We start from the raw sequence: 22,815 nt of genomic DNA, 5'->3' as shown, positions 1-22,815 counted from the left end.
GAACGTGCCATAACTCGGTTATAGCTTCATTTATAACAGGGTTATGGGATACTGGCAAGCATGAGCCCGAAACCGCGCGCGACCGAAGTCAAGGACCGGCTCGTCGACGCCGCCATCCGGCTGCTCGATGACGGCGGCCCCGAGGCGCTGCAGGCCCGCAAGCTGGCCGCGGAGGTCGGCGTCTCGACGATGGCCGTCTACACGCACTTCGGGGGCATGGCGGCGCTGGTCGACGAGGTGGCGCGGGTGGGGTTCCTGCGGCTGTCCGCGTGGCTGGGCGCGGTCACGGCGACCGACGACCCGGTGGCGGACATCTTTTCCCTGGCCCGCACCTACCGGCAGGCCGTCGCCGAGCAGCCGCAGCTGTTCGCCGTGACGTTCGGGCAGAGCGCGCCCGGCGGCAAGCGCGCGACGCTCTCCGACCTCACCACCGAGGAGGGTCGTGAAGCCGCGCAGGAGGGCCTGGAGGCGTTCGAGCACATCGTCCGGGCGACCGAACGGGCCATCGAGGCCGGACGGTTCCGGCCGGCCGACAAGTACCAGGCGGCGGCGCAGTTGTGGAGCGCACTGCACGGTTTCGTCACATTGGAGGCGTCCGGGCACTTCGGGCCCGGCGAACAGGGTATAGACCACATCTTGATACCCCTGGGCGTCACCCTCGCGGTGGGGCTCGGGGACACTGTGGACCAGGCCGGACGCTCGTCCGAGGCCGCGAAAGCGGCTTGGCGCGCGCGGATCGGAAACGCCGGGCAGGGTGGGAACGACTAACCCGGCGGAGGACAGGACGCGGGGGAACGCGGAGCGGGTGCGCGGCGTCCTAGGAAGTGGCAAGCGGGGGACGGAGACAGGTGAACGAGGAAGACGGGGACCGGGGCGACGAGCAGCGGCCCGAGGCCGAGCCTCAGGCCGCGGGTGGTGTGCGGCCCGGAGCGGAAGTTGCCGGGGCCGGGGAGGGCGTCGAGGCGCCGCCGACGCTGGGGAGCGCGGCAGTTCGGGATGCCCGGCGGTGGCTGAGCCGCCGTTCGGTGCTGATCGCGGGGGCGTCCGGGGTGGCCGTGGCCGGTCTCGCCGCGGGTACCGCCACCGGCAAGCTGCCCTTCAGCCAGGCCCTGCAGCGGGCGCTGGGTGTGGCGTCCTCGAACCCGACGACCCAGCTGGGCAGCACGCGCGTCGAGCGCGTCTACTCCGCGGCCCGCGGCCGGATGGTCGACCTGGTGTTCCTGCTGCCGTCGAAGACCCCGCCGCGCGGGCTGCCGATGTCGCTGATGCTGCACGGCCTGCACGGCAACGCCCGCAGCGCGGCCCCGACCGGCACGCTCAAGCAGCTCTCCAGCGACGTCGCGCGCAAGGCCGTCCCGGCGTACGGGTTCGTGGCCGTCGACGGCGGCGACAACTACTGGCACCAGGTCCACCCGAACGACGACCCGATGGCGATGCTGCTCGAAGAGGTCCCCCAGTGGCTCCGCGCACGCGGCTTCGCGGGTGACACCGGCCAGCCGTTCGCCTGCACGGGCGTCTCGATGGGCGGCTTCGGCGCGCTGCTGTACACCCGCCGCCGGGTGGAGCGCCGCCAGCCGCCCGCGGCGGTCGCCACGCTGGCGCCGGCCCTCATCACGAACTGGCCGGAGATGGAGAAGCGTCACATCTTCACGGGCATGGAGGACTGGGTGTCCCTCGACCCGCTGCGCCACATCGCCGAGACGGCGAGCGTCCCGAACGCCATCTGGTGCGGCACGGAGGACTCGTTCATCACCGGCGTCCGCCGCTACGTCGACGCGGCCCACCCGGCGGTCGCCCACACGGCCCACGGCAAGCACGGGGACACGTTCAACAAGACGGTCGTGCCCAGCCTGGTCAGCTTCCTCGGCAAGCACGTCCCCCGCACCACCGCCTGACCCCGCGTACCCAAAGCGTCCGGGACCTTCAGCAGCGGAAGTGGACCCGGGTTGTCGTGCGGCCCGGGACCCAGTACGTGCGGACCAGGTCGGCCAGGCGGTTGACCAGCAGCAACCCGCGCCCGCCGAGGGTCGCGGCCGGGGGTGGGACGCGGCCGGCCAGTGGCTCGGTGATCGTGCCGTCGTCGGTGACCTCCGCGACGACGTGCTCGTCCTCCGCCCACAGCCGCAGGATGCCGGTGCCGCCGCCGTAGAGCACGCTGTTCGTGGTCAGCTCGGCGATCGCCAGCGCGAAATCGTCCCGGCGCGGGCGGCGCAGGCCGTGGCGGGCCGCCCAGATCTCCGTGAAGCCGCGCAACGTCGCCAGCTGGCCCACGTCGAACGCGCGCTCGACGGCGGCCGCCGGGGACTCGAGGGGTCGCGTGAGGTCGGCGCGGACGCGGTCGGGGTCGTAGTGCGGGCTGACCGACCGGCCCGTCGGCTTCCACAGCTCCGGGTGGGTGCGGCCGGCGTCGGCCAGGACGCCGGGGGCCAGCGCCGCCGTGTCGTACGGGCAGAGGACCGCGACGGCCCGCCCCGCGAACGCCGTGTTGATGAGCGCTTCGTGCAGCACGCACGCCGGGTACTCGGCGGCGGTCCGGCCGGCCCAGATCGGCTCGACCACGATCCGCACCGGGCCCACGTGCTCGCCCGCGAAGGCGAGCAGCACCGTCGGCAGGATCGCGCCCGGGTTGCGGCCCGCTTGGTGCAGGTCGATCAGCCGGACTTCGCCCGAACGGGGGCCGAGGGCCTTCTCGGCGAGCAGGAGGTTGCGGCCGGGAACGGCGACGGCGACCGGTTCGCCCCGGTCGAGGCCTTCGAGGAGGAACGGAACGACGCCGTCCAAGTACTCAGTGTCACCGCGGTAGAACAGTGCCGGATGCCGAAACGGGCTGAGGGCATCTACCACGGGAGGGTGCTACCCCGGCGCCGTGAACTTCAAACGGACCGGGCGGAGGAATCCGGTCACTCCACCCAGCGGCCGACGACGGCGATGAGCCAGAAGCCCACGATCGTGGCGAGGCCGAAGAGGAGAACCCAGCTGAACAGCTGACGCCGGTCCCGGACGCCGCGGGCCTGCCAGAGGCCGTAGCCGGCGACGAGGAACAGCGGCACCGGGATCAGGGGCAACGGCGACAGCCGGGCGACGACGGCCACCACGCAGGTGCCGGTGCAGACGGCCAGCACGCCCATCAGGACGCGGTTCAGCCACCGGTACCGCTCGAAGGCGGACGCGATCACGCGTTCGCTCAGCTCACGGAACCCGAGCGGCCTTCCGGCCGGAGCGTCCCCGGCGGGTACCGGGGACGGCTCCGGCGGAGGCGGTGCCTGCACGCCTCCGCCGGGGGCCGTACCCCCGGTACCCGGGAAAGAGTCAGCAGTCATTCAGCTTTCCTGTCGGGTCTCCGGGCCGGGTGCCCGGAGACGCCCGGCTCAGGCCGACTTCTCGCCGCGCTCGCTGCGAGCGCGCCGAGTCGGCTGCCGGGCGACGATCGTCGGGTTCACGTTCTCCCGGACGGTCTGCTCGGTGATGACGACCTTCGCCACGTCGTCGCGGCTCGGGATGTCGTACATCACCGGCTGGAGCACTTCTTCCATGATGGCGCGCAGCCCGCGGGCACCGGTCCCGCGCAGGACCGCCTGGTCGGCGATCGCTTCGAGCGCGGTCTTGGTGAACTCGAGCTCGACGTTGTCCATCTCGAAGAGCTTCTTGTACTGCTTCACCAGGGCGTTGCGCGGCTGGGTGAGGATGCTGACCAGCGATTCCTTGTCCAGGTGACTGACCGTCGCCACGACCGGGAGCCGGCCGATGAACTCCGGGATCAGCCCGAACTTGATCAGGTCCTCGGGCATGGTGTCCGAGAAGACGTCGCTCTCCTCGATCTCGGACTTGGTGCGGATCTCCGCGCCGAAGCCGAGGCCACGCTTGCCGACCCGCTCGTTGATGATCTTCTCCAGCCCGGCGAACGCACCGGCCACGATGAACAGCACGTTCGTCGTGTCGATCTGGATGAACTCCTGGTGCGGGTGCTTCCGGCCGCCCTGCGGCGGGACGGAGGCGGTGGTGCCTTCGAGGATCTTCAGCAGCGCCTGCTGCACACCCTCGCCGGAGACGTCCCGCGTGATCGAGGGGTTCTCCGACTTGCGGGCGATCTTGTCGACCTCGTCGATGTAGATGATCCCGGTCTCGGCCCGCTTGACGTCGTAGTCCGCCGCCTGGATGAGCTTGAGCAGGATGTTCTCGACGTCCTCGCCGACGTACCCGGCCTCGGTGAGCGCCGTGGCGTCCGCGATCGCGAACGGGACGTTCAGCATCTTCGCCAGGGTCTGGGCGAGGTAGGTCTTGCCGCACCCGGTGGGGCCGAGCATCAGGATGTTCGACTTGGCGAGCTCGACGGACTCCTCCTTGGAGTCCTTGGGGCCGGCCTTGTCGTCCGCCTGGATCCGCTTGTAGTGGTTGTAGACCGCTACCGCGAGGGTCCGCTTGGCGTCGTTCTGGCCGATGATGTACTGCTCGAGGAACTCGTGGATGTCGGCGGGCTTGGGCAGCTCGTCGAGTTTGACGTCGCCGGCCTCGGCCAGCTCCTCCTCGATGATCTCATTGCAGAGGTCGATGCACTCATCGCAGATGTAGACCCCGGGGCCGGCAATGAGCTTCTTCACCTGCTTTTGGCTCTTCCCGCAGAAAGAACACTTCAGCAGGTCTCCGCCGTCACCGATCCGTGCCATGGCCGTTGACCTCGTCCCCTCCGGCGCGGTTGTCCGCGCCTGACGTGTGTTGCGACGGTGCGACCCCCCGGCCGCGAGCGACCGGGCGGAGCCTCACGCATTGCCACTGACGGTACCCGTCCGATGCCGTGGGCGGGAACACCCACGGGCACCGGGAGCACGTCAGAAGGACGACCCTAAACCAGAGTGCCGGTGTATGTCGTCTTCCTGACACACACCGGCCTGGCGGATCTACAGAGCCGACGCCTTACGGTACGGCAGCACTTCGTCGATGATGCCGTACGACTTGGCTTCTTCGGCGGTGAGGATCTTGTCCCGCTCGATGTCCTTGCGGATCTGATCCGGGTCCTTGCCGGTGTGCTTGCCGAGGATGACCTCCATCTGCCGCCGCACCCGCTGGATCTCGTTCGCCTGGATCTCCAGGTCGGAGACCTGGCCGTAGGTGCCCTCGGTGGCGGGCTGGTGGATCAGCACCCGCGAGTTGGGCAGCGCGTAGCGCTTGCCCGGGGTACCGGCCCCCAGCAGCACCGCGGCCGCGGAGGCGGCCTGGCCGAGGCAGTAGGTCTGGATGTCCGGGCGGACGAACTGCATCGTGTCGTAGATCGCCATCAGCGAGGTGAACGAGCCACCCGGCGAGTTGATGTAGATCAGGATGTCGCGGTCCGGGTCCTCGTGCTCGAGGTGCAGCAGCTGGGCCATCACGTCGTTGGCCGACGCGTCGTCCACCTGCACGCCGAGGAAGATGACGCGCTCCTCGTACAGCTTGTTGTACGGGTTCGACTCCTTGACGCCGTAGCTGGTGCGCTCGACGTACGACGGGAGGATGTACCGCGACTGGGGAACGGACGGAGCCCGGAAGTCACCCGGGAGCCTGAAGTTGCTCATGATCGACTCTCCTGTGTGTACTTCGCGCTCAGTTCGAGGCCGGACGGGCGATGTCGCGGGTGAGGACGTGGTCGACGAACCCGTAGTCCTTCGCCTCCTGCGCGGTGAACCAGCGGTCGCGGTCGCCGTCCGCGATGATCTGCTCGACCGTCTGCCCGGTCTGGTCCGCGGTGATCTGGGCCAGTTCGCGCTTCCACTTGTTGAACAGGTCGGCCTGGATCGCGATGTCCGAGGCCGTACCGCCGACGCCCGCCGACGGCTGGTGCATCAGGATCCGCGCGTGGGGCAGCGAGTACCGCTTGCCCGGCGTGCCCGAGGAGAGCAGGAACTGCCCCATCGAGGCCGCCATGCCCATCGCGTAGGTCGCGACGTCCGGGCGGATGAGCTGCATGGTGTCGTAGATCGCGAACCCGGCCGTGACCGAACCACCCGGCGAGTTGATGTAGAAGCGGATGTCGGACTCGGCGTCGTCCGCGTCGAGCAGCAACAGCTGCGCGGTGATCCGGTTGGCGATCTCGTCGTTCACCTCGGAACCGAGGACGACGATGCGCTCCTGGAGCAACCGCTCGAACACCGAGTCGGTGAGGGTGAGCCCTGCGGTTCCGGTCCGCGCCTCGGGCGTGTGCTGCGTCACGTCTGCCTGCCTTTTCGCCGACGGCGGTCTCGTGCTGACGACCGCCGCTGTCGTTTCAGATGCTTGAGATCTTGCAACCGACCCTAACGAACTTGGGCGGTGCAGAATGCCTGACACCGCCCAAGTTCGCTCACAGCTTCACTCCGCGGGAGTCTTCGCCGCCTCTTCGGTGGCCGGCGTCTCCTCGGTTGCGGCATCGGCGGCCGGTTCCTCGCCACCGAACAGCTCGGCGAGGTCGACCTCGGCACCCGAACCGTCGGTGACGGTCGCCTTCCGGACCACGGAGGCGAGCGCCTTGCCGCGGCGGACGTCGGCGTAGATCGCGGTCAGCTGGCCGGACTGCTGGGCGCGCTGGACGTACTCGTCCGGGCTGATCCCGAAGCGCTGGGCCTGGTAGATGATCCGCTCGGTCAGCTCGCCGTCGTTGACCGAGACCTCTTCCTTGTCGGCGATGGTGTCCAGCAGCAGCTGCGTGCGGACGGCCTTCTCCGACTCGGTGCGGGTCTCCGCGTCGAACTCCTCCAGCGTGCGGCCTTCGGCCTCGAGGGCCTGGGCGAACTGGGCCTCGTCGTGGTCGAACGGGTGGATGGCGTCGTGCTTGCGGTTCTCGATCTCGGCGTCGAGCACCTTCTCCGGGATCGGCACCTCGGTGCGCTCGAGGAGCTCGTCGAGCACCTTGTCGCGCGCCTGGACGCCCTGCTGCATCTTCTTGACGCGGGCGAGCCGCTCGCGAAGGTCGGTCTTCAGCTCGTCGATCGTGTCGAACTCGCTGGCCATCTGGGCGAACTCGTCGTCGGCCTCCGGCAGCTCGCGCTGCTTGACCGACTGGACGGTCACGGTCACCTCGGCCGCCTTGCCGGCGTGGTCGCCGGCGACGAGCTCGGTGGTGAACGACCGGGTCTCGCCGGCGTTCGCGCCGACGATCGCCTCGTCGATGCCGTCCACGAGCTGGCCGGAGCCGATCTCGTAGGAAAGCCCGCTGGTGGCGGCCTCCTCGACGGCTTCGCCTTCGACGGTCGCGGCCAGATCGATCGAGACGAAGTCGCCGGTCTCGGCCGGGCGCTCCACGCCGGTCAGCGTGCCGAAGCGGGCGCGCAGCTCGTCGAGCTGCTCGTCGACCTCCGCGTCGGTCAGCTCGACGTCGTCGACGGTGACCGCGAAGCCTTCGAGGTCGGGCAGCTCGATCTCCGGGCGCACGTCCACCTCGGCGGTGAACTCGAGGACGTCGCGGTCCTCGAGCTTCGTGACGTCGAACTCCGGGTTCCCGAGCGTGCGGACCTCGTTCTCGCGGACCGCCTCGATGTACTTCGCCGGGATGGCCTCGTTGACGACCTCGTCGAGCACCGGGCCACGCCCGATCCGGCTTTCCAGGACGCGAGCGGGCGCCTTGCCGGGCCGGAAGCCCGGGATGCGCACCTGCTGGGCGATCTTGCGGTAGGCGCGGTCGAAGTTCGGCTTGAGCTCGTCGAACGGCACCTCGACATTGATCTTGACTCGCGTCGGGCTCAGCTGCTCGACGGTGCTCTTCAAGGTCTTCTCCTCGAGCGGTAACGATTGTGGTGGACAATCCTGCGGAAATGCCCCCGGTCACCTGTCAGACCGGGACGTCCGAGTCTAGGCCAGTGGCCCGCGCCGCCCGGGCGGGGGCCACCTGCGGCGTCACGCGCCCAGCATGCGGCCGATCACCCAGCGCGTCTGGCCGCTCGCGTGCTCGACCGAGCCGCTGGGCTGCACCAGGTGGGAAAGCAGCAGCCGCACGAAGGCCTCGACCGCGACCGGCCACTCGGAAGCGGTCAGCGGGGCCTCGGGGTAGCGGCTCGAGAACAGCTCCGCCACGGCGTCGACGGCCCGGCCGAGCACGGCCTCGGGCCGGGAGGTCAGCAGCGGGAGGAAGTCGTCGCGGCCGCCGGGCCGGCCGCCGAGCGCGAGGGCGACCAGGGGGTTGCCGCGGGCGGTCTCGAGGGTCTCCCGGAAGGCGGCGGTGACGCCGTCGAGCGCCCGGCCGGGGTGCGCGTCGACGATCCTGGTGACGTGCTCGACGAACCGGTCGGTCTCGCGCGCCATCAGCGCCTCGGCGAGCTCGGCCTTGGACCCGAGTTCGTTGTAGACGGTCTGGCGGCTGACGCCGGCGTGCGCGGCCAGCTTGCCCATGGTGACGCCGGCCCAGCCGCCGGTGGTGGTGAGCTCGGCCGCCGCGGCCAGCAACCGCTCCCGGGTGCTGGCCGGCGCGGTGCGGGTGACGGCGTTCACAGGCCGATCTTAGCCAGCGGTTCCGGTGCCCAGGCCGGCACCTTTTTTCGAAGCGTGCCGCGCCGTTTACAAAGTCCGGCGCGTTGTCTACGGTGACTCCCGCCTCACCAGGAGCTTCTCGACCGAGGAGACCGTGCGATGTCCGTCGTCGACACTCCGGCGCGCGGCTCCCTGGAGCCCGCGCGCGGACGGCCGTCCCCTCGCGCGGTCCCCGCTCCCCGGCTCCCGCTGCCCACCGTCTCGGTGCCCGCGGTGCTGCTGTTCGCCGGCGCCCTCGCGGTCTGGGTGACCTCGACGTGGCTGCTGCTGGCCGGGCTGGTGCCGGCCGTCGTGACCGTGGTGCTGAACACCGCCGTCACCTTCGCGATGTACACCGTGGTGCACGAATCGGCGCACCACTCGGCCGGGAAGCTCACCTGGGTCAACGAAACGCTCGGCCGGCTGGCCGTCCTGTTCGTCGCGGCGTACGCGTCGTTCCCGTCGCTGCGGTACGTCCACGGTGAACACCACCGCCACACGAACGCGTCGGTCCGCGCCGACCCGGACGCCTGGACGTCACGCGGCCCGGCCTGGCTGCTGCCGCTGCGCTGGCTGACCCTCGACGTCTCCTACGCGCGCTGCTACGTCTCGCGGCTGCGCGCCCGGCCGCCGCACGAGCCGGCCGAGACGCTGGTGGTGCTGTCGGTGGCCGTGTCCGCCGGGGTCGCCCTGGTCGCGGCCGGCCACGGCCCGGAGCTGGTGCTGGTCTACCTGCTGCCGCAACGGCTCGGTGTCGGCCTGCTCGCCTGGGCGTTCGGCTGGCTGCCGCACCACGGCCTGCCCGCCGCGGGACCGCGCGGCCGGTTCAGCACCACCCGCGTGCGCGTCGGCCTCGACCGGCTGCTGACGCCCGTGCTGCTGGCGCAGAACCTGCACCTGGTGCACCACCTGCACCCGGCCGTCCCGTTCCACCGGTACCGCCGGGTCTGGCTCGACAACCGCGAGGCCTACCTGGCCCGCGACGTCCCGATCAGCACGGTGTGGGGCCGGGACCTGACGACGGCGCAGTACCGGGCGGAGGCGGGGCTCACCGGCGGGCCGGACGACGCCGTCCCCGCGCCCGCGCCGCCGCCCCCGGGACCGAGCCGGTTCCACCGGCTGCGCGTCGCCGACGTGCGCCCGCTGACCGCCGACGCCGTCGCCGTGACCTTCGACGTCCCGCCGGACCTGGCCGCGGAGTACCGCTTCACGCCCGGGCAGCACGTCGCCGTGCGCGCGGTGCTGGACGGCCAGCCGGTGCGGCGGACGTACTCGATCTGCGCCCCGGCCGGTTCGGGCGACCTGCGGATCGTGGTGAAGAAACGCCCGGGCGGCGCGTTCTCCGGCTTCGCGACCACGGCGCTGACGGCCGGGCAGTTCCTCGACGTGCTCCCGCCTTCGGGCGGCTTCACGCTCGTCCCGGACCCGGCGCGCAGCGCGCACTACGTCGCGCTCGCTGCGGGCAGCGGCATCACCCCGGTGCTGTCCATCGTGGTCAGCGCGTTGCGGGCGGAGCCGCACAGCCGGGCGACCCTGTTGTACGTCAACACTTCCGGCGCGACGACGCTCTTCGCCGCGGAGCTGACGACGCTCGCGGAGGGGTTCGGCGGCCGGCTGCACGTCGTCCACTACCGCACCGACGAGCGCGACCCGGACCTGCACACGCACCGGCCCGCCCGGCACTTCGACACGGTCGGCGAGGCGCTGGCCATCTCCCACGAGCGGTACCAGCGCGGCCGCCTCGACGGCACGCGGCTGCGCGCGCTGCTGCAGAACCGGCTCCACCCGGCGAAGGTCGACGAGTGGTTCCTGTGCGGCCCGCGCGGCCTGACCGACCTGGCGCGGCGGACGCTCGCCGACGCGGACGTCCCGGAGGAGGACGTCCACTTCGAACTCTTCCGCGGCGCGGCGCCCCTGCGCGACCCGGCGGGCTTCCCGGCCGAGGTGACCGTGACGCTGGGCGCCACGACGACGCGGATCGCCGCGCGGGCCGGGGAAACGGTGCTGGACGCGGCGTTGCGGGCCGGGTTCGAAGTGCCGTACTCGTGCACCGGCGGCGCGTGCGGCACCTGCCGGGCGACGCTCCTGCAGGGCCAGGTCGACATGGACGTCCGCTACGCCCTCACGGTGGACGACGTCGCGGTGGACCGGATCCTGACGTGCCGCGCCCGCGCGACGACCCCGGAGGTCGCGGTCGACTACGACCGCTGACCCCCGGGACGCGCGTCAGCCCGTGGGCGGCTGCCCCTGTTGTCCCTGGCCCTGCCGGCCCTGTTGTCCCGCGCCGGCGGTACCTTCGGTCACCGCCGTCGCCGTCGCCGCGGTGCCCGACTCCGTGGCCACCACCGTGACCGTGTCGCCGGACGCCACGCCCGTCGCCTGGGCCGAGGTGATCGTGTACGTCTTCGAGAAGCCGTCGTCGCTCCGGGCGGTCAGCGACGTCGCGCTCAGCGCCGTCACCTTGCCGGTCTGCATGATCTTCGTGACGTAGCCACCGTTCCCGTCCGAAGCGACGTACTCGCCGTGCAGTGCCGAACCCAGCCCGCCCGCGCCGCCGGGGCCGCCCTGGGTCCCACCCGGGCCGCCTTGCATGCCACCCGGGCCGGCCGCGCTGTCGGTCGTGGCGGACGACGAAGCGGCCCAGATCGCCGCTCCCCCGCCGGCCACGATCACGGCCGCGACGGCCCCCGCGGCGACCTTCTTGCCGGTGGACCAAGCCGGGCGCGCGGGGCCGGGCGCACCGCCCCAGCCGCCGTCCGGGGCGGCGGGCGCGGCACCCCACGCCGGGTCCGAAGTGGACGGTGTCTGCTGCGGGGCCTGCGGTGTGGTCATGGTTGTTGCTCCTTCACGGGATGCGTTGCCGCAACCCACAGTCCGGCCCCACGCTGTGTGCGCACTGTGCTGACCGTCAGCCGTTCCTGTGACCGGAGGAACCGGACATCCCGCGCCGGGCCGATCACCGCACAGCCGCCTCACAGGCAGCACACAAGCCGCGCACACGGCCGCGGCGGACGCTGAAGCCATGGCCGCGCGTACCCTCACGCCCCGCCCCCACCGGTCCGGCCGGCCGGGGCGCCTTTCGCTGCGCACGAAGCTGACCGGCTCGATGGTCGTGCTGCTCACCGTGGTGTGCCTGATCGTCGGGGTCGTCAGCGAGTTCGCGCTCGACGTGTTCCTCACCCGCCAGGTCGACCAGCAGCTGACGGCCGCGGCCACCCGCTCGCAGGTCTTCGCGAGCAACGCCGGGCGGCAGAACGGCCTGCCGGGCCAGCCGCCGCCCCAGGACCAGGGCACGGGCGAGCACCCGCTCGGGCAGAACGTCGGCACGGTCAGCGGCACCTTCTCCGGGCAGTCGCTGGTGCACGACGACAGCATTTCCGAGCACGGGGACCGGCTGCACCTGTCCGCGGCCCAGCAGGGCGTGCTGCTGTCGGTGCCCGCGGACGGCAAGCCACACACGGTCTCCTTCGACGACCTCGGCGAGTACCGGCTGATGGCGCTGCCGGTCACCGGGTCGGCCGACGTCGTGGTCACCGGCCTGCCGATGAAGCCGGTCAACGACACCCTGCTCACCGTCGGGCTCATCCTCTTCGGCGTCGCCGCCGCGGGCGTGCTGGGCGCGGCGTTCCTCGGCGCGTTCGCGGTCCGCCGCACGCTGCGGCCGCTCGAGCGCGTCGCGGCGACCGCCGGGCGCGTCACCGAGCTGCCGCTGGACCGCGGCCAGGTGGCGCTGTCCATCCGCGTCCCGGAGTCCGAAACCGACCCGCGGACCGAGGTCGGCCAGGTCGGCTCGGCGCTGAACCTGATGCTCGGGCACGTCGCGCAGGCCCTCGAAGCCCGCCACGACAGCGAACTGCGCGTCCGCCAGTTCGTCGCGGACGCCAGCCACGAGCTGCGCACCCCGCTGGCCGCGATCCGCGGGTACGCCGAGCTGGCGGCCCGCGGCAGCTCGCTGGTGCCGCCGGACGTCGCCCACTCGATGACCCGGATCCAGTCCGAGGCCGTCCGGATGACGACGCTCGTCGAGGACCTGCTGCTGCTCGCCCGGCTCGACGCCGGCCGGCCCCTGGACGTGCGGGAAGTCGACCTCACACGGCTCGTCGCGGACACCGTCGGCGACGCGCGGGTCGCCGGGCGCGACCACCGGTGGCAGCTCGCGCTGCCGCCCGACCCGGTGCTCGTGCACGGCGACGTCCAGCGCCTGCACCAGGTGCTGGCGAACCTCCTGGCCAACGCCCGCACGCACACCCCGCCCGGCACCACGGTGACGACCGCGCTCGCCCGCTCCGCCGACGGCAGCGCCGTCGTGACGGTGACCGACGACGGCCCCGGCATCAACCCCGACCTGCTCCCGGACGTCTTCGACCGGTTCGCCCGCGGTGACACGTCGCGCTCGCGCCAGGCCGGCAGCACCGGTCTCGGGCTGGCGATCGCGTCCGCCGTCGTCGTCGCCCACCACGGCTCGATCGAGGTGCACAGCCGCCCCGGCCGGACGGAGTTCGCGGTGCGCCTCCCGGTGGCCGTTCCTGCACAGCGCGTGCACAGCATCGGCACAACCCGGCCCCAGCTGGGCACCGGAAGCTGATCTCATGACCGCAGTGACATCCGGGGCTTCGCCCCGGGCCGGGGGCTCCGCCACCCGTAGCCCCCGAAACGAAGCCGGTGCCGCGTCGCGCGAACCCGCCGCACCCGCACGTCCCGCTTGGCAACGGCCCGCACTGGCCGGGCTGCTGCTGGCGACGGCGGTGCTCTACCTGTGGGGCCTCGGCGCGTCCGGCTGGGCCAACGCCTTCTACTCGGCGGCCGCGCAGGCGGGTTCGCAGAGCTGGAAGGCGCTGTTCTTCGGCTCGAGCGACGCGGCGAACGCGATCACCGTCGACAAGACCCCGGCCGCGCTGTGGGTGCTGGGGCTCTCGACGCGGGTGTTCGGCGTGAGCGCGTGGAGCGTGCTGGTGCCGCAGGCGCTGATGGGCGTCGGCTCGGTCTGGCTGCTGTACGCGACGGTGAAACGCACGTCCGGCCCGGCCGCGGGCCTGGTCGCCGGGCTGGTGCTGGCGCTGACCCCGGCGGCGGCGCTGATGTTCCGGTTCAACAACCCGGACGCGCTGCTCGTGCTGCTGCTCGTCGCGGCCGCGTACTGCGTCGTCCGCGCGCTCGAGAAGGCCGGCCCCGGCTGGCTGGCCCTGGCCGGTGTCGCGGTCGGGTTCGGGTTCCTGGCGAAGATGCTGCAGGCGTTCCTGGTGCTGCCCGCGTTCGCCGTGGCGTACCTGGTGGCCGCGCCGGTGCCGCTCGGCAAGCGGCTGCTGCACCTGCTGGGCGCACTGGGCGCGACGATCGTCGCCGCGGGCTGGTACCTGGTCGTCGTCGCGTTGTGGCCGGCGGCGGACCGGCCGTTCATCGGCGGCTCGCAGACGAACTCCCTGTGGGAGCTGGTCTTCGGCTACAACGGCTTCGGCCGCATCACGGGCGACGAGGTGGGCAGCGTCGGCGGCGGTGCCGGCCGCGGCTGGGGCTCGACCGGCCTGACCCGGTTGTTCGGCAGCGAGATGGCGGGCGGCATCGCCTGGCTGATCCCCGCCGCGCTGCTGGCGCTGGGCGCGGGCCTGTGGTTCACCCGCCGCGCACCGCGCACGGACCGCTCGCGGGCGGCCCTGATCGTCTGGGGCGGCTGGTTCCTGGTGACGGCCCTGGTGTTCAGCTACATGGGCGGCATCATCCACCCGTACTACACCGTGGCACTGGCCCCGGCGATCGCCGCGCTGGTCGGCACGGCGGCGGTGCAGCTGTGGCGTCTGCGCTCGCGGCCGTCGGCGTCGGGCCTGCTCAGCGGCGGCGTCGCGTTGACGGCGGTCACGACGTACTTGCTGCTGTCCGGCTCGACGTGGCAGCCCTGGCTGGCCCCGACGGTCCTGGTCGGTGGTCTCCTGGCGGCAGTGGGCCTGTTCTTCGCGGCCCACCTGACCCGCTGGGCGGCGTCCTCGGTCGCGGCCCTGGCCCTGGTGGTCCTGCTGGCCGGCACGGGCGCGTACACCCTGGCCACGGCGGCGACCACACACAGCGGCGCGATCCCGTCGGCCGGCCCCACGTCGGGCTTCGGCGGCCGCGGCGGCGGTTTCGGCGGCGGCCCGGGCGGCGCTCCCGGCGGCTTCGGCGGCGGTGGACGCGGCGGCGGCCCGGGCTCCCTGCTGACGACGACGCTACCGGGCGCCCAGCTCACGGCGTTGCTGAAGCAGGACACCGCGAAGTACACCTGGACGGCGGCCACGGTGCTGTCGAACGCAGCCGCGGGCTACCAGCTGGCGAGCGGCGCCCCGGTGATGGCGGTGGGCGGCTTCAACGGCACGGACCCGTACCCGACGCTCGAGCAGTTCCAGCAGTACGTGGCGAGCGGCCGGATCCACTACTTCCTCGGCGAAGGCATGACGATGCAGGGCAGCAGCGGCTCGGACGCGGCCCAGCAGATCGCCGACTGGGTGGCGTCGACCCACCAGGCGTCCACTGTGGACGGAGTGACGGTCTACGACCTGACCGCCTGAGCAACCCGACGAAAGCAGGGTGTGACGCCGCGGCCGCGTCGGGCAACCTGGTCAGGGCGCCGGTGCCTCCGGCACACTGGTGGTGCCCCGGGCGAACAGGAGTCCCAGCCGATGACCGAGCCTTGCGTACGGCCGGCTCGCTCCGCGGACCTGGAACCCTTCGCCGTAGCCCTCGGTGACCGCGAATTCCTCATCGACCGCTTCGACCGGCAGCGAAAAGGCCTCGGGATGCTGTTCGTGGCCTGGCTCCGCTACCGCCCGGCGGGCGAGGTCTACCTGTGGCTGGAGGAGGCCGAGGAGTACCCGATCCGCCGTCACCTGCCCGGCGTCGCCCTGCTCACCCACCTGCAGGTGCACCACGAGCTGCGCGACCGGGGCGTGGGCCGGACGCTGGTCGCCGCGGTGGAGGGACACCTGCGGGAGCACAGCCACGAGCGGGTGGCCCTGGCGGTCCGCACGGACAACCCGGCGGCGGCGCGCTTGTACCGCCGCCTCGGCTACGAGGACTGGGGCCACGGCGAGGTCGTCTGCTTCGCGCGGACGACCCGCCCGGACGGCGGTGTCCGGTACGAGCCGGAACGCTGTCACGTGCTGGTCAAGGATCTCGTGCCGGTCACGCCCGCGCCAAGAACGGAGACGCGGATCGGCGTTTCACCCCGGCACTGATCCGCCCGTCGACGCCCGGCTGGACCAGGTGGCCGATCTGCAGGGCGGCGAGCGCGCCGTCGACGCCGATGCCGCGCGGGTACCGGCCGATGTGCTTGCGCCACCGCGCGCAATCCGTTTGCCAGGCCCGCAAGTACGCCACGCACAGCTCCGGCGTGATCAGGTGGCTGCGCCCGATCGCGGCCTTCAGCGCGGCGACCATCCGGGCCTTCTGCGCCGGCTCGATCGCCGACGCCAGCACCTGCTCGATGGTCGTGCTGATGATCCGCCGCCGGTCCGGCAGGAACTCACGCCAGTACTTCTCGTCGGCGTCCGCGAGGCCGAGACCGTTGTCCAGCAGGCCGTACACCCCTTCGGCGAGGGTGTCGCCCAGCTCCTCACCGCGGGCGCGGCGGGCGTCCCGGTACGGGTCGTAGGGGTGCTGGATCGCCGTTCCGGTGACGGCCGACGGCCGCAGCCGCAAGCCGTCCAGCAGGAAGAACCAGTCCTCGTTGTAGATGTTGGGGAAGAACGAGCCGAACGCCCGTTCGCCGACCACGAGCGCGCCGCCGCCGATGAACGTCTTCTGCGCGGCCCCGATGTCGCGAAGCGCGTGGCACACCACGGAGTTGTCCGGCATCCCGGAGTTGGCCAGCCCGACGACCGCGTGCTCGCCGAGCAGCCCGGCCGCCGCGGAGACGTCCGCGGGGTCGGGCAGCACGATGTCGTCGTCGAGGAAGAGGATCCGCTGCCACCCGGCGAGGACCGCGATGAGCAGACCGAGGTTCCGCTTGCGGCTGGTGTCGACCCGCCGATCGAACTTGTGGAGACGGAGCAGCTTGTCGGTGGCGAACTCGGGCACGACCCGGCGGGGCACGTCGTCGATGTCGATGGCCGCGACCCGGACGCCGGCCCGTTTCGCCTCCAAAGCCGCGCTGGAAGCGTCGCCGCGCATGCTGCTCAGCACGAGCAGGAGGACGTCGCGCTCCTTGGCCGCCGCGATGGCTTGCCGCAGGTAGGGAGCTGTCCGGCCGTTGGGCACGATGACCGCGTCCAGCGCCGCCCGGGGCGCGGCCGCGGCATCGACGTGGACCAGGAGGTCTTGGTGCGACTGGTGTTGCCGCGCGGTCACGCGGCTTCCGGCCACTCGTGCAGCCGGTTGTCCGCCACGGTCCAGTCCGGGGTCAGGCCCTTGCCGGCGACGACCTGCACCCGGCTGATGATGCTGAACGACTTCGCGCCGCCGAACCGGTCCCGCACGAAACCGCTGTTCCGGTCCCGGAACTTGACGTCGGTGAGGGCGCGAACCGCGCCGAGGGTGCCACGACCGTACATACCGTTGCACACGGTTACGGTGCGCTTTCGGTTGAACGGGCTCACCCCCCGGTAGAAATGTGCCACGTCTTCCAACAGGTGACCTTCGCTGTCCAACTGGGGCGGGAAGAGCTCCGACCCGCCATCTCGTCGCACTCGGAAGCCGCCAGGTTCGCTGGTCGGTGCCTCGTCGGCACGGGCTACCTGCTCCACCGGGAGGTCGACGCGTTCGATGACGTCGCGGGTCACGGTGTTCCAGTCGACGCCACCGAGCAGGACCAGGTGGGTCGTGTAGTCGTCGGGGGTCAGCTCCGCCGTGGTGTGGAAGCTGACCTGGTGCTGCGGGTTGACCGACCGGATGTGCCCGAACAGCTCGATCAGGGCGTCCGGGTCGGCGTAGGTGTAGAGCGAGACGAAGTCCGCGCTGTCCGGGTCGGCGTAGGTCAGGTGCTGCCGGTACTCCGTCGGCAGCTGGGCGCAGACGATGGTGACGTCCTCGTTCTCCGGGAAGCTCCAGATGTCGGGCACCGGTTCGGCCGCGCGGTCACGCCCGTCGCGCAGCGACAGCAGCTCCCCGAGCAGCTCGTCGTGCCGGTCGCGCTCCTCGTCCGTCAGCTGGTCGAGTGGGAGCACCCGCACGGTTTCGCCGTTGACCGACCGCGGCGTGGCGAACAGCGTGGCGTAGGCGTCCAGCCGCCGGACCGGCGGGGCGATGGGCTTTTCGGCGTTCTCCCAGGAGGAGATGAGCGAAATGCTGAGCGGCCTGCTCCCACCGATCGCGTGGGCGATCTGCGCCTGAGTGATTCCCAGCTCGGGCCACTGCTCTTCCCGCAGCGCGCGCAGGCGCCGGGCGAGCGCAGGACGGCGCGACTCGGCTGGGGACACGACTCCGCCGCCCTTCAGTAAATTTCAGTGGCGTGAGCAGGGGCACAATTGTACCCACGAATGGCCCAGCGCCTGCCGCCGACCCGCCGCAGCCGGGACCGAAGCATGAGCAGCCGGGGCTTTACTGTGCAGCGAAGCGGTAACGTCCGATTCTCCTCCGTTGCTACAGTCAAATCCAGACCTTACAGTCGATTTTACTGAACTTCACTGAATAACTGGTCCAGCGCGGTCGGTCACCTTCCGCCGCCTGGGCGGACGTCGAGTTTCGCGAACGAATCCCGCCTTGTGAGTCAGCTGGCACACGAGCCGGGACGAGCCGGAGGTTTCCTGGATCCACCGCAGAGGAGGGCTTTTGATGGACCCCACCACCACGCCGCGCAGCCGCTGGCGCCGGGGCGTCTTCGCCGCCGGGCTCGTCATCCCCTTCACCGCTTCGCAGGTCTGGGCCTTGCTCGTCCTGCTCCGGCTGGCCCCGCTCGACGGGCTGGTGGGCCAGGCTTTCGTGCTGATCCTGCTGGGCTCCGTCGCCGCGATCTGGGCGGGCTGGCGCTGGACCTGGCTGCTCGGCCGCGACCGCGACCTGCGGCCCGAGCCCGCCGCGAAGACGCGGATTCCGACATGACCTCCGGGCCGGTGATCGTCACGGCACTCGTGCTGGTCATCGCCGCCGGACGTCTCGTGCGCCACCTCGGCGGCCTCCTCCGTCGCCGACCGACCGGAAGGAGCAAGGAAATGACGACACAGCAGGCACATTCGCCGTTCCCGATGCGCGTGTACCACTGGCGGTGGGAGCTGCTCGCCGTGACGCTCCTCCCCTACGGCCTGGTGATGTTCGGCCTCTGGGCCGGCCCGGCGTGGGCGTCGGGGACGCTGGCGGCCGTCCTGGCACTGGCCCTGCTGCGACGCCGGCACGTGCGGACCCGGATCCGCGCGGTGGTGGTGCAGCACCGGCTGCGCGCGGCGTTCCCGGCACTGCGGCTGCCCGGCGGCCACCGCCCGGCGATCCTGTGGACCCGCCCCCGCGCCGGCGACATCGTGGTCTCGCTCTACGGCCGTGAGGCGTTCGAGCACCTCCACCGGCACCGCCGGATCCTCGCGGCGGCCTGTGACGTCCCCGAGGTGTACGTCGACCGGCACCCGCGGTTCGCGAGCCTGGTGACGCTGACGATCAGCCCGACCGAAGCCCACCACGAGCCGGGACGCGCGGTGCTGCCGAGCAACGTGGTCCCGTTGCGGGCGCACAGCTGAGGGTCAGCGCGCCTTGAACATGTCGGTGATCACCGTGGCCGGCTCCCCGCCGTGCCACGAGCTGGCCGAGAACCGCTCCTGCGCGATCCCGCGCCAGGCAGCGGTCTCGGGCCCCAGCGTCAGCTTCTCGTCCGCCGTCAGGGTTCCGATCTCCTGAGCGGCGATGCCCTCTTCGCGCAGCGTCTTCGTGACGAGCCTGGCGTCCTCTTCGCGGACCACGACGACGAGTCCCCAGTCGCCCCAGGTCTGGGCGAGGTCGAAGGGGTCCAGTTTCGCCTGAGCGGCCACCTTCGCCACCAGGTCGTCCAGCCGGAAATCCGCACTGACGGCCGCGCCGACGCCGTTCGCCTCGCAGAGCGTGCGGACCGTGGCGAACAGGCCGTCGGAGACGTCCATCGCCGCCTGCGCGAAGCCGGTCGTGGCCAGCAGCTGCCCGGCCTTCAGCTGGGCCATGGGCTCGCACGCTCGTCGCCAGAGCTCGGCGGCCTCGGCCGCCGGGAGCGTCGCCTGTCCCGTCTTCAGCAGGGCCGCGGCCCACAGGTGACCGGGCGAACCGACCAGCAGCAGGCGATCCCCGGCTCGGGCGCCGGAGCGTCGCAGCCGGCTGCCCGGGTTACACCGGCCGATGGCCGTCGCCGTCAGCTGGACGACTTCGCCGTCCCGGATGTCGCCGCCCGCGACCTTGGTGCCGTGGGCGGCGCAGCAGTCGTCGACGCCGTCGAGCAGGCGCTCGAACTCCCGCACCGTCGTGCCCTTGGGCAGGGTGTAGTTGACGACGAGCCCGAGCGGCTCGGCGCCGGCGGCGGCCAGGTCCGACAGGTTGATCGTGGCCAGCAGCCAGCCCGAGTGGTAGAGATCGGGCTCGCCGAGGAGGTTGACCACGGGCGTCGGGCAGCTGTCGGTGGTCGCGACGAGCTCGCTCGGCGTCGTCACCGAGGCGAGCAGGGCGCTGTCGTCGCCGAAGCCCTCCGTGCCGGCGTACCGCGGTCGCAGGACTCGTTCCTGGATCCCCCGTTCGCCGAGGTCACCCAGGCACTCTTCAGTTGCGTCGGACATGGTCGGCCAATCGGGACGCGGCGACGGCGTGGTCGCTCGAGTAGTTGTGCGGCATGACGTCGTAGGGCTGCTCGCTGCCGGTCGAGGCGAACAGCATCAAGTTGCAGATCCGGGTCTCCGGGTACAACAGGACGGGGTGACGCAGGTGGTTGACGATCTCCAGCGTGATCACGGCGAGCTTGCCGCGGCCGAAGCCGGGGCTGACCTGACCGCACAGCACGACGCCGATGCCGAGCCGCGCGTAGTCGCTGGTGCCGTCGACGAGCCCGACGAGATTCTCGGAGAGACCGATCTTCTCCAGCGTCGGCGCGAGCACGACCTCGCCGGGTTCGACGGCCAGCCGGCCCTGCGCGTCGAGCTCCTTGGGGACCAGCTCCGGGTACGTCGACCGGTCGGCGATGTCGACCGGACCGGTCGTGGCGAGGCTGAACGCCTCGTACCCGAGCCGCAGGCTGAGCGCGGCGGGCCGGAGCATCGCCGGCTCGAACGGCTTCACGGTCAGTTCCCCGGCCGAGACGGCGCGTTTGATGGCCTTGTCGGTCAGCACCCCGCGACGCGCGCGCCGGACGGGCAACCGGCGCTTTCTGTCACGGAATCCCAGCTGCACCGGCATCATGATGCGGCCTCTGACTTGAAAGCCGCTAGTACGGCCGTCACGAGCCGGCGGAAGTCCGCTTCGGACAGCACGCCGTTCGGCTGGTCGTCGCTCTCGCCCGGCTCGCAGTAGACCACCGTGGCCGGCGTCCGGCGCGGTCCCTGGATCACGACGGTGGCGGTCAGTCCCGCGTCGATCGGACGCACCGTGTGCACCACGTCCGTGTCGCACGAGTACACCTCGCCGCGCACGACGTGCGGGGATCTGTGGCGTTTCAACCGCACTTCGCCGTCGGTGACGAGCGCGGCCGGGTGCGCGGGATCGGCGCCGTAGCGGTAACGCCGGAACGGCTTGCCGCCGTCGGCGACCTCCGTGAACTCGACCATGTGCATGCCCGTGCCCACGAGGATGTGGGAAGCGAACTCCCACCGGTGGCTGTGCGGGTTCGACTCCCCCGGCGAAACGACGTCGGACTCGGGCCAGACGTGCAGCCGGATCCGGAACTCCGGCTCGGCCGAAGTGTGGAGGACCAGCTTCGCGAAACCGTTGGGGTGCCAGTACGAGCGTCCGGCGATCTCGGCGACCTTCGCGTCGTTCGTCAGGAGCCCGGCCAGCCAGCTGACGAACGGCCGCGGCTCGACGCGGATCTCCCACGCCGCCTTTTCGAGATTGGACAACGCGGCGCCGTCGCGACCCAGGGTTTCCGCGAGCCCGCGCGGAAACCGGTGATCGTCGAGGGCCGTCAGTGACGTGGTGCTCATCGTGCGACGCTCTATTCTGCGGCGTTCGGGGGGAGAAGGGCAGGTACTGCGAACGCGAGCGCGGCCGCGCGGAGGGCCGTGACGGCGTCGAGCGTCATCCAGATCGGCAGGTCGCCGCTGCCCCAGGCCCACAGGCCCAGGCTCGGCTCATGACGTTCCCAGAGGGAGCCGAGCGCGCGGCTCAGCCTGGCCGTCGGCACGTGGGGCGCCTCGGCCAGCACCTGAAGGACCCACGCGGCCGTGAAGTGCTTGATGTTCACCCGGACCGGCTGGCGGCCGCCGGGTTGGGGCAGCGCCAGTTCCTCGGAGACCCCGTCGTCCGGGTGGGCCCGCTCGATGAGCCACTGCGTAGCCGTCTCGACGGCGTCACGGACGTCGGAACGCTCCCCGCCGCCGCGCAGCAAAGCGCGAAGAGCCACGACGGCCCGCGCGGTGTGCGCGGCCGACGGCTCCGGCGCCACCAGCCGCGGCTCCTTCTTCTCGCCCCACAGGAGCAGGCCGTCGAAGTCGAGACGGGTGGCGAGCAGGTCGTCGGCGAGCTTGCGGGTCAACGGCGCGTCCGGCCGGAGCCGGACCGCCGAACGCAACGCCGTGGCCAGCAGGAACGGCCGGGTCCGGCTGTAGCCGTCCAGCGAGCGTTCGAGGTAGTGCAGACCTTCGTCGGCGGAGAGCAGGGTGCTCGCCTGGGAGAGGGCGTCCACCACCGCGGCGGTCACCTCCGGCCGGCGACCGCTCGACCGCCCCTGCCACCCGAATTCGGACCGCTTCTCGTAGAGATCCACGACGACGTTGTGTAGGCCGATGTAGGGCTCGCCTACCACGATCATCGCGGAGATCCCGTAGGCGGTGGCGAGCGTGGTCTGCTCGCCCTGCTGCTGGAGGTTGTGCCGCCAGCCGACCGCCTGGCCGTCGTCGTCGCGGATCACGTGCCCGGCGAGGCTGTGCCCCGCCCGCCGGAGGACTTCGAGCAGCGAGCCACCGGTGGTGACGACCGACCCCGCCGACGCGGGCGACCTCGCGCCTTCCACTAGGTCGAACAGCATGTTCGCCGCCCGGAAGTGATCGTCGAGCAGCCGCGCGTTGTCCGTCGAGGGGAGGTAGCGCCCGGTCTCCCACTGCGTCAGGTTGGCCCGGCTCACCCCGACGATCCGGGCCACGTCCGCCTGGGTTTCGTGGGCGGCCTTGCGCAGCCGGCGCAGCTCGTCGCCCACCTGTTCAGGCGTCGTTACCACATCAGTACCTATCGGCTGGGCCACAGTCGACTTATCATGTAGGTAAGTCCGGTTCATTGGACTTACCTACATAGGTAGGCGACCGTAGGGAG

The 22,815-nt window shown here is 71.5% G+C and carries 22 protein-coding genes; 8 read left to right on the top strand and 14 right to left on the bottom strand.

Annotated elements, in window-relative coordinates; genetic code table 11:
• The first annotated feature begins 60 nt into the window (after positions 1-60).
• Together OG570_RS23790 and OG570_RS23785 are read left to right on the top strand one after the other, a co-directional pair.
• A complete protein-coding gene (locus OG570_RS23790) occupies positions 61-768 on the top strand; it encodes a TetR/AcrR family transcriptional regulator (protein ID WP_326943367.1) in 708 nt (235 codons plus the stop codon).
• 206 nt (positions 769-974) lie between these two features.
• Complete coding sequence (locus OG570_RS23785) at positions 975-1,895, top strand: alpha/beta hydrolase (protein ID WP_326960143.1); 921 nt, start codon at positions 975-977, stop codon at positions 1,893-1,895.
• Between the two features lie 28 nt (positions 1,896-1,923).
• On the opposite strand, the gene OG570_RS23780 is transcribed toward OG570_RS23785, so the two are convergent.
• From OG570_RS23780 to OG570_RS23750, 7 genes are all read right to left on the bottom strand, one after another.
• Entirely contained in the window at positions 1,924-2,844 is a 921-nt protein-coding gene (locus tag OG570_RS23780; RefSeq protein ID WP_326959381.1) for an anti-sigma factor RsbA family regulatory protein, read from the bottom strand.
• 56 nt (positions 2,845-2,900) lie between these two features.
• Complete coding sequence (locus tag OG570_RS23775) at positions 2,901-3,176, bottom strand: hypothetical protein (protein ID WP_247055281.1); 276 nt, start codon at positions 3,174-3,176, stop codon at positions 2,901-2,903.
• A 192-nt stretch (positions 3,177-3,368) separates the two neighbouring features.
• Positions 3,369-4,664 carry an ATP-dependent Clp protease ATP-binding subunit ClpX gene (gene clpX, locus OG570_RS23770; protein WP_247055283.1) on the bottom strand — a complete coding sequence of 432 codons (1,296 nt, stop codon included), beginning with the start codon at positions 4,662-4,664 and terminating at the stop codon, positions 3,369-3,371.
• Positions 4,665-4,895: 231 nt separating this feature from the next.
• Complete coding sequence (locus OG570_RS23765; protein WP_326943370.1) at positions 4,896-5,549, bottom strand: ATP-dependent Clp protease proteolytic subunit; 654 nt, start codon at positions 5,547-5,549, stop codon at positions 4,896-4,898.
• 28 nt (positions 5,550-5,577) lie between these two features.
• Positions 5,578-6,183 (bottom strand): ClpP family protease, encoded by a 606-nt coding sequence (locus OG570_RS23760; protein ID WP_326943371.1) that lies wholly within the window; start codon positions 6,181-6,183, stop codon positions 5,578-5,580.
• A gap of 138 nt (positions 6,184-6,321) precedes the next feature.
• On the bottom strand, positions 6,322-7,713 hold the full coding sequence (gene tig / locus OG570_RS23755) for a trigger factor (RefSeq protein ID WP_326943372.1): 1,392 nt from the start codon (positions 7,711-7,713) through the stop codon (positions 6,322-6,324).
• 129 nt (positions 7,714-7,842) lie between these two features.
• On the bottom strand, positions 7,843-8,433 hold the full coding sequence (locus OG570_RS23750) for a TetR/AcrR family transcriptional regulator (RefSeq protein WP_326943373.1): 591 nt from the start codon (positions 8,431-8,433) through the stop codon (positions 7,843-7,845).
• Positions 8,434-8,571: 138 nt separating this feature from the next.
• On the opposite strand from OG570_RS23750, the gene OG570_RS23745 reads away from it, so the two are divergent.
• A complete protein-coding gene (locus OG570_RS23745; protein WP_326959378.1) occupies positions 8,572-10,662 on the top strand; it encodes a fatty acid desaturase in 2,091 nt (696 codons plus the stop codon).
• 15 nt (positions 10,663-10,677) lie between these two features.
• Here the strand turns inward: OG570_RS23745 and OG570_RS23740 are convergent, their stop codons facing one another.
• Positions 10,678-11,283 (bottom strand): hypothetical protein, encoded by a 606-nt coding sequence (locus OG570_RS23740; RefSeq protein ID WP_326959376.1) that lies wholly within the window; start codon positions 11,281-11,283, stop codon positions 10,678-10,680.
• A gap of 190 nt (positions 11,284-11,473) precedes the next feature.
• Here OG570_RS23740 and OG570_RS23735 point away from each other — a divergent pair, with 190 nt between their 5' ends.
• The 3 genes from OG570_RS23735 (at position 11,474) to OG570_RS23725 (ending at position 15,653) form a co-directional block, all read left to right on the top strand.
• Positions 11,474-13,036, top strand: coding sequence for a sensor histidine kinase (locus OG570_RS23735; RefSeq protein WP_326943376.1), 1,563 nt, complete (start codon positions 11,474-11,476; stop codon positions 13,034-13,036).
• 4 nt (positions 13,037-13,040) lie between these two features.
• Positions 13,041-14,987 (top strand): glycosyltransferase family 39 protein, encoded by a 1,947-nt coding sequence (locus OG570_RS23730; RefSeq protein ID WP_326959374.1) that lies wholly within the window; start codon positions 13,041-13,043, stop codon positions 14,985-14,987.
• Between the two features lie 111 nt (positions 14,988-15,098).
• Positions 15,099-15,653 (top strand): GNAT family N-acetyltransferase, encoded by a 555-nt coding sequence (locus tag OG570_RS23725; RefSeq protein ID WP_326959372.1) that lies wholly within the window; start codon positions 15,099-15,101, stop codon positions 15,651-15,653.
• On the opposite strand, the gene OG570_RS23720 is transcribed toward OG570_RS23725, so the two are convergent.
• Both OG570_RS23720 and OG570_RS23715 read right to left on the bottom strand, forming a co-directional pair.
• Complete coding sequence (locus OG570_RS23720; RefSeq protein WP_326959370.1) at positions 15,601-16,764, bottom strand: hypothetical protein; 1,164 nt, start codon at positions 16,762-16,764, stop codon at positions 15,601-15,603. The genes OG570_RS23725 and OG570_RS23720 overlap by 53 nt on opposite strands.
• Complete coding sequence (locus OG570_RS23715; protein ID WP_326959368.1) at positions 16,761-17,831, bottom strand: helix-turn-helix transcriptional regulator; 1,071 nt, start codon at positions 17,829-17,831, stop codon at positions 16,761-16,763. The genes OG570_RS23720 and OG570_RS23715 overlap by 4 nt, the downstream gene beginning before the upstream one ends.
• Before the next feature lie 355 nt (positions 17,832-18,186).
• Between OG570_RS23715 and OG570_RS23710 the strand changes: the two genes are divergently transcribed.
• Both OG570_RS23710 and OG570_RS23705 read left to right on the top strand, forming a co-directional pair.
• Positions 18,187-18,453 carry a hypothetical protein gene (locus tag OG570_RS23710; RefSeq protein ID WP_247055308.1) on the top strand — a complete coding sequence of 89 codons (267 nt, stop codon included), beginning with the start codon at positions 18,187-18,189 and terminating at the stop codon, positions 18,451-18,453.
• Positions 18,454-18,563: 110 nt separating this feature from the next.
• Entirely contained in the window at positions 18,564-19,079 is a 516-nt protein-coding gene (locus OG570_RS23705; RefSeq protein WP_326959366.1) for a hypothetical protein, read from the top strand.
• A gap of 3 nt (positions 19,080-19,082) precedes the next feature.
• Here the strand turns inward: OG570_RS23705 and OG570_RS23700 are convergent, their stop codons facing one another.
• Genes OG570_RS23700 through OG570_RS23685 form a run of 4 tightly spaced genes read right to left on the bottom strand, consistent with a single transcriptional unit; the run spans position 19,083 to position 22,723 of the window.
• A complete protein-coding gene (locus tag OG570_RS23700; protein WP_326959364.1) occupies positions 19,083-20,135 on the bottom strand; it encodes a thiamine-phosphate kinase in 1,053 nt (350 codons plus the stop codon).
• Positions 20,119-20,748 carry a dCTP deaminase gene (gene dcd, locus OG570_RS23695; RefSeq protein ID WP_442788326.1) on the bottom strand — a complete coding sequence of 210 codons (630 nt, stop codon included), beginning with the start codon at positions 20,746-20,748 and terminating at the stop codon, positions 20,119-20,121. The genes OG570_RS23700 and dcd overlap by 17 nt, the downstream gene beginning before the upstream one ends.
• Positions 20,748-21,491, bottom strand: a complete 744-nt coding sequence (locus OG570_RS23690) for a hypothetical protein (protein ID WP_326959360.1) — start codon at positions 21,489-21,491, stop codon at positions 20,748-20,750. Before OG570_RS23690 ends, dcd begins: the two co-directional genes overlap by 1 nt.
• Positions 21,492-21,502: 11 nt before the next feature.
• On the bottom strand, positions 21,503-22,723 hold the full coding sequence (locus OG570_RS23685; RefSeq protein WP_326959358.1) for a helix-turn-helix domain-containing protein: 1,221 nt from the start codon (positions 22,721-22,723) through the stop codon (positions 21,503-21,505).
• Positions 22,724-22,815 lie beyond the last annotated feature (92 nt).

This window comes from Amycolatopsis sp. NBC_01286, assembly GCF_035982555.1.
Taxonomy (GTDB): domain Bacteria; phylum Actinomycetota; class Actinomycetes; order Mycobacteriales; family Pseudonocardiaceae; genus Amycolatopsis.
This window is presented reverse-complemented; position numbering and strand designations above follow the sequence as displayed.

What these genes read in the sequence shown, in the direction of transcription:
- OG570_RS23790 (WP_326943367.1), top strand. Translation starts at nt 61, where the DNA reads ATGAGCCCGAAACCGCGCGCGACCGAAGTCAAGGACCGGCTCGTCGAC.
- clpX (WP_247055283.1), bottom strand. Translation starts at nt 4,664, where the DNA reads ATGGCACGGATCGGTGACGGCGGAGACCTGCTGAAGTGTTCTTTCTGC.
- OG570_RS23765 (WP_326943370.1), bottom strand. Translation starts at nt 5,549, where the DNA reads ATGAGCAACTTCAGGCTCCCGGGTGACTTCCGGGCTCCGTCCGTTCCC.
- OG570_RS23745 (WP_326959378.1), top strand. Translation starts at nt 8,572, where the DNA reads ATGTCCGTCGTCGACACTCCGGCGCGCGGCTCCCTGGAGCCCGCGCGC.
- OG570_RS23740 (WP_326959376.1), bottom strand. Translation starts at nt 11,283, where the DNA reads ATGACCACACCGCAGGCCCCGCAGCAGACACCGTCCACTTCGGACCCG.
- OG570_RS23735 (WP_326943376.1), top strand. Translation starts at nt 11,474, where the DNA reads ATGGCCGCGCGTACCCTCACGCCCCGCCCCCACCGGTCCGGCCGGCCG.
- OG570_RS23730 (WP_326959374.1), top strand. Translation starts at nt 13,041, where the DNA reads ATGACCGCAGTGACATCCGGGGCTTCGCCCCGGGCCGGGGGCTCCGCC.
- OG570_RS23725 (WP_326959372.1), top strand. Translation starts at nt 15,099, where the DNA reads ATGACCGAGCCTTGCGTACGGCCGGCTCGCTCCGCGGACCTGGAACCC.
- OG570_RS23710 (WP_247055308.1), top strand. Translation starts at nt 18,187, where the DNA reads ATGGACCCCACCACCACGCCGCGCAGCCGCTGGCGCCGGGGCGTCTTC.
- OG570_RS23705 (WP_326959366.1), top strand. Translation starts at nt 18,564, where the DNA reads ATGACGACACAGCAGGCACATTCGCCGTTCCCGATGCGCGTGTACCAC.
- OG570_RS23700 (WP_326959364.1), bottom strand. Translation starts at nt 20,135, where the DNA reads ATGTCCGACGCAACTGAAGAGTGCCTGGGTGACCTCGGCGAACGGGGG.
- dcd (WP_442788326.1), bottom strand. Translation starts at nt 20,748, where the DNA reads ATGCCGGTGCAGCTGGGATTCCGTGACAGAAAGCGCCGGTTGCCCGTC.
- OG570_RS23690 (WP_326959360.1), bottom strand. Translation starts at nt 21,491, where the DNA reads ATGAGCACCACGTCACTGACGGCCCTCGACGATCACCGGTTTCCGCGC.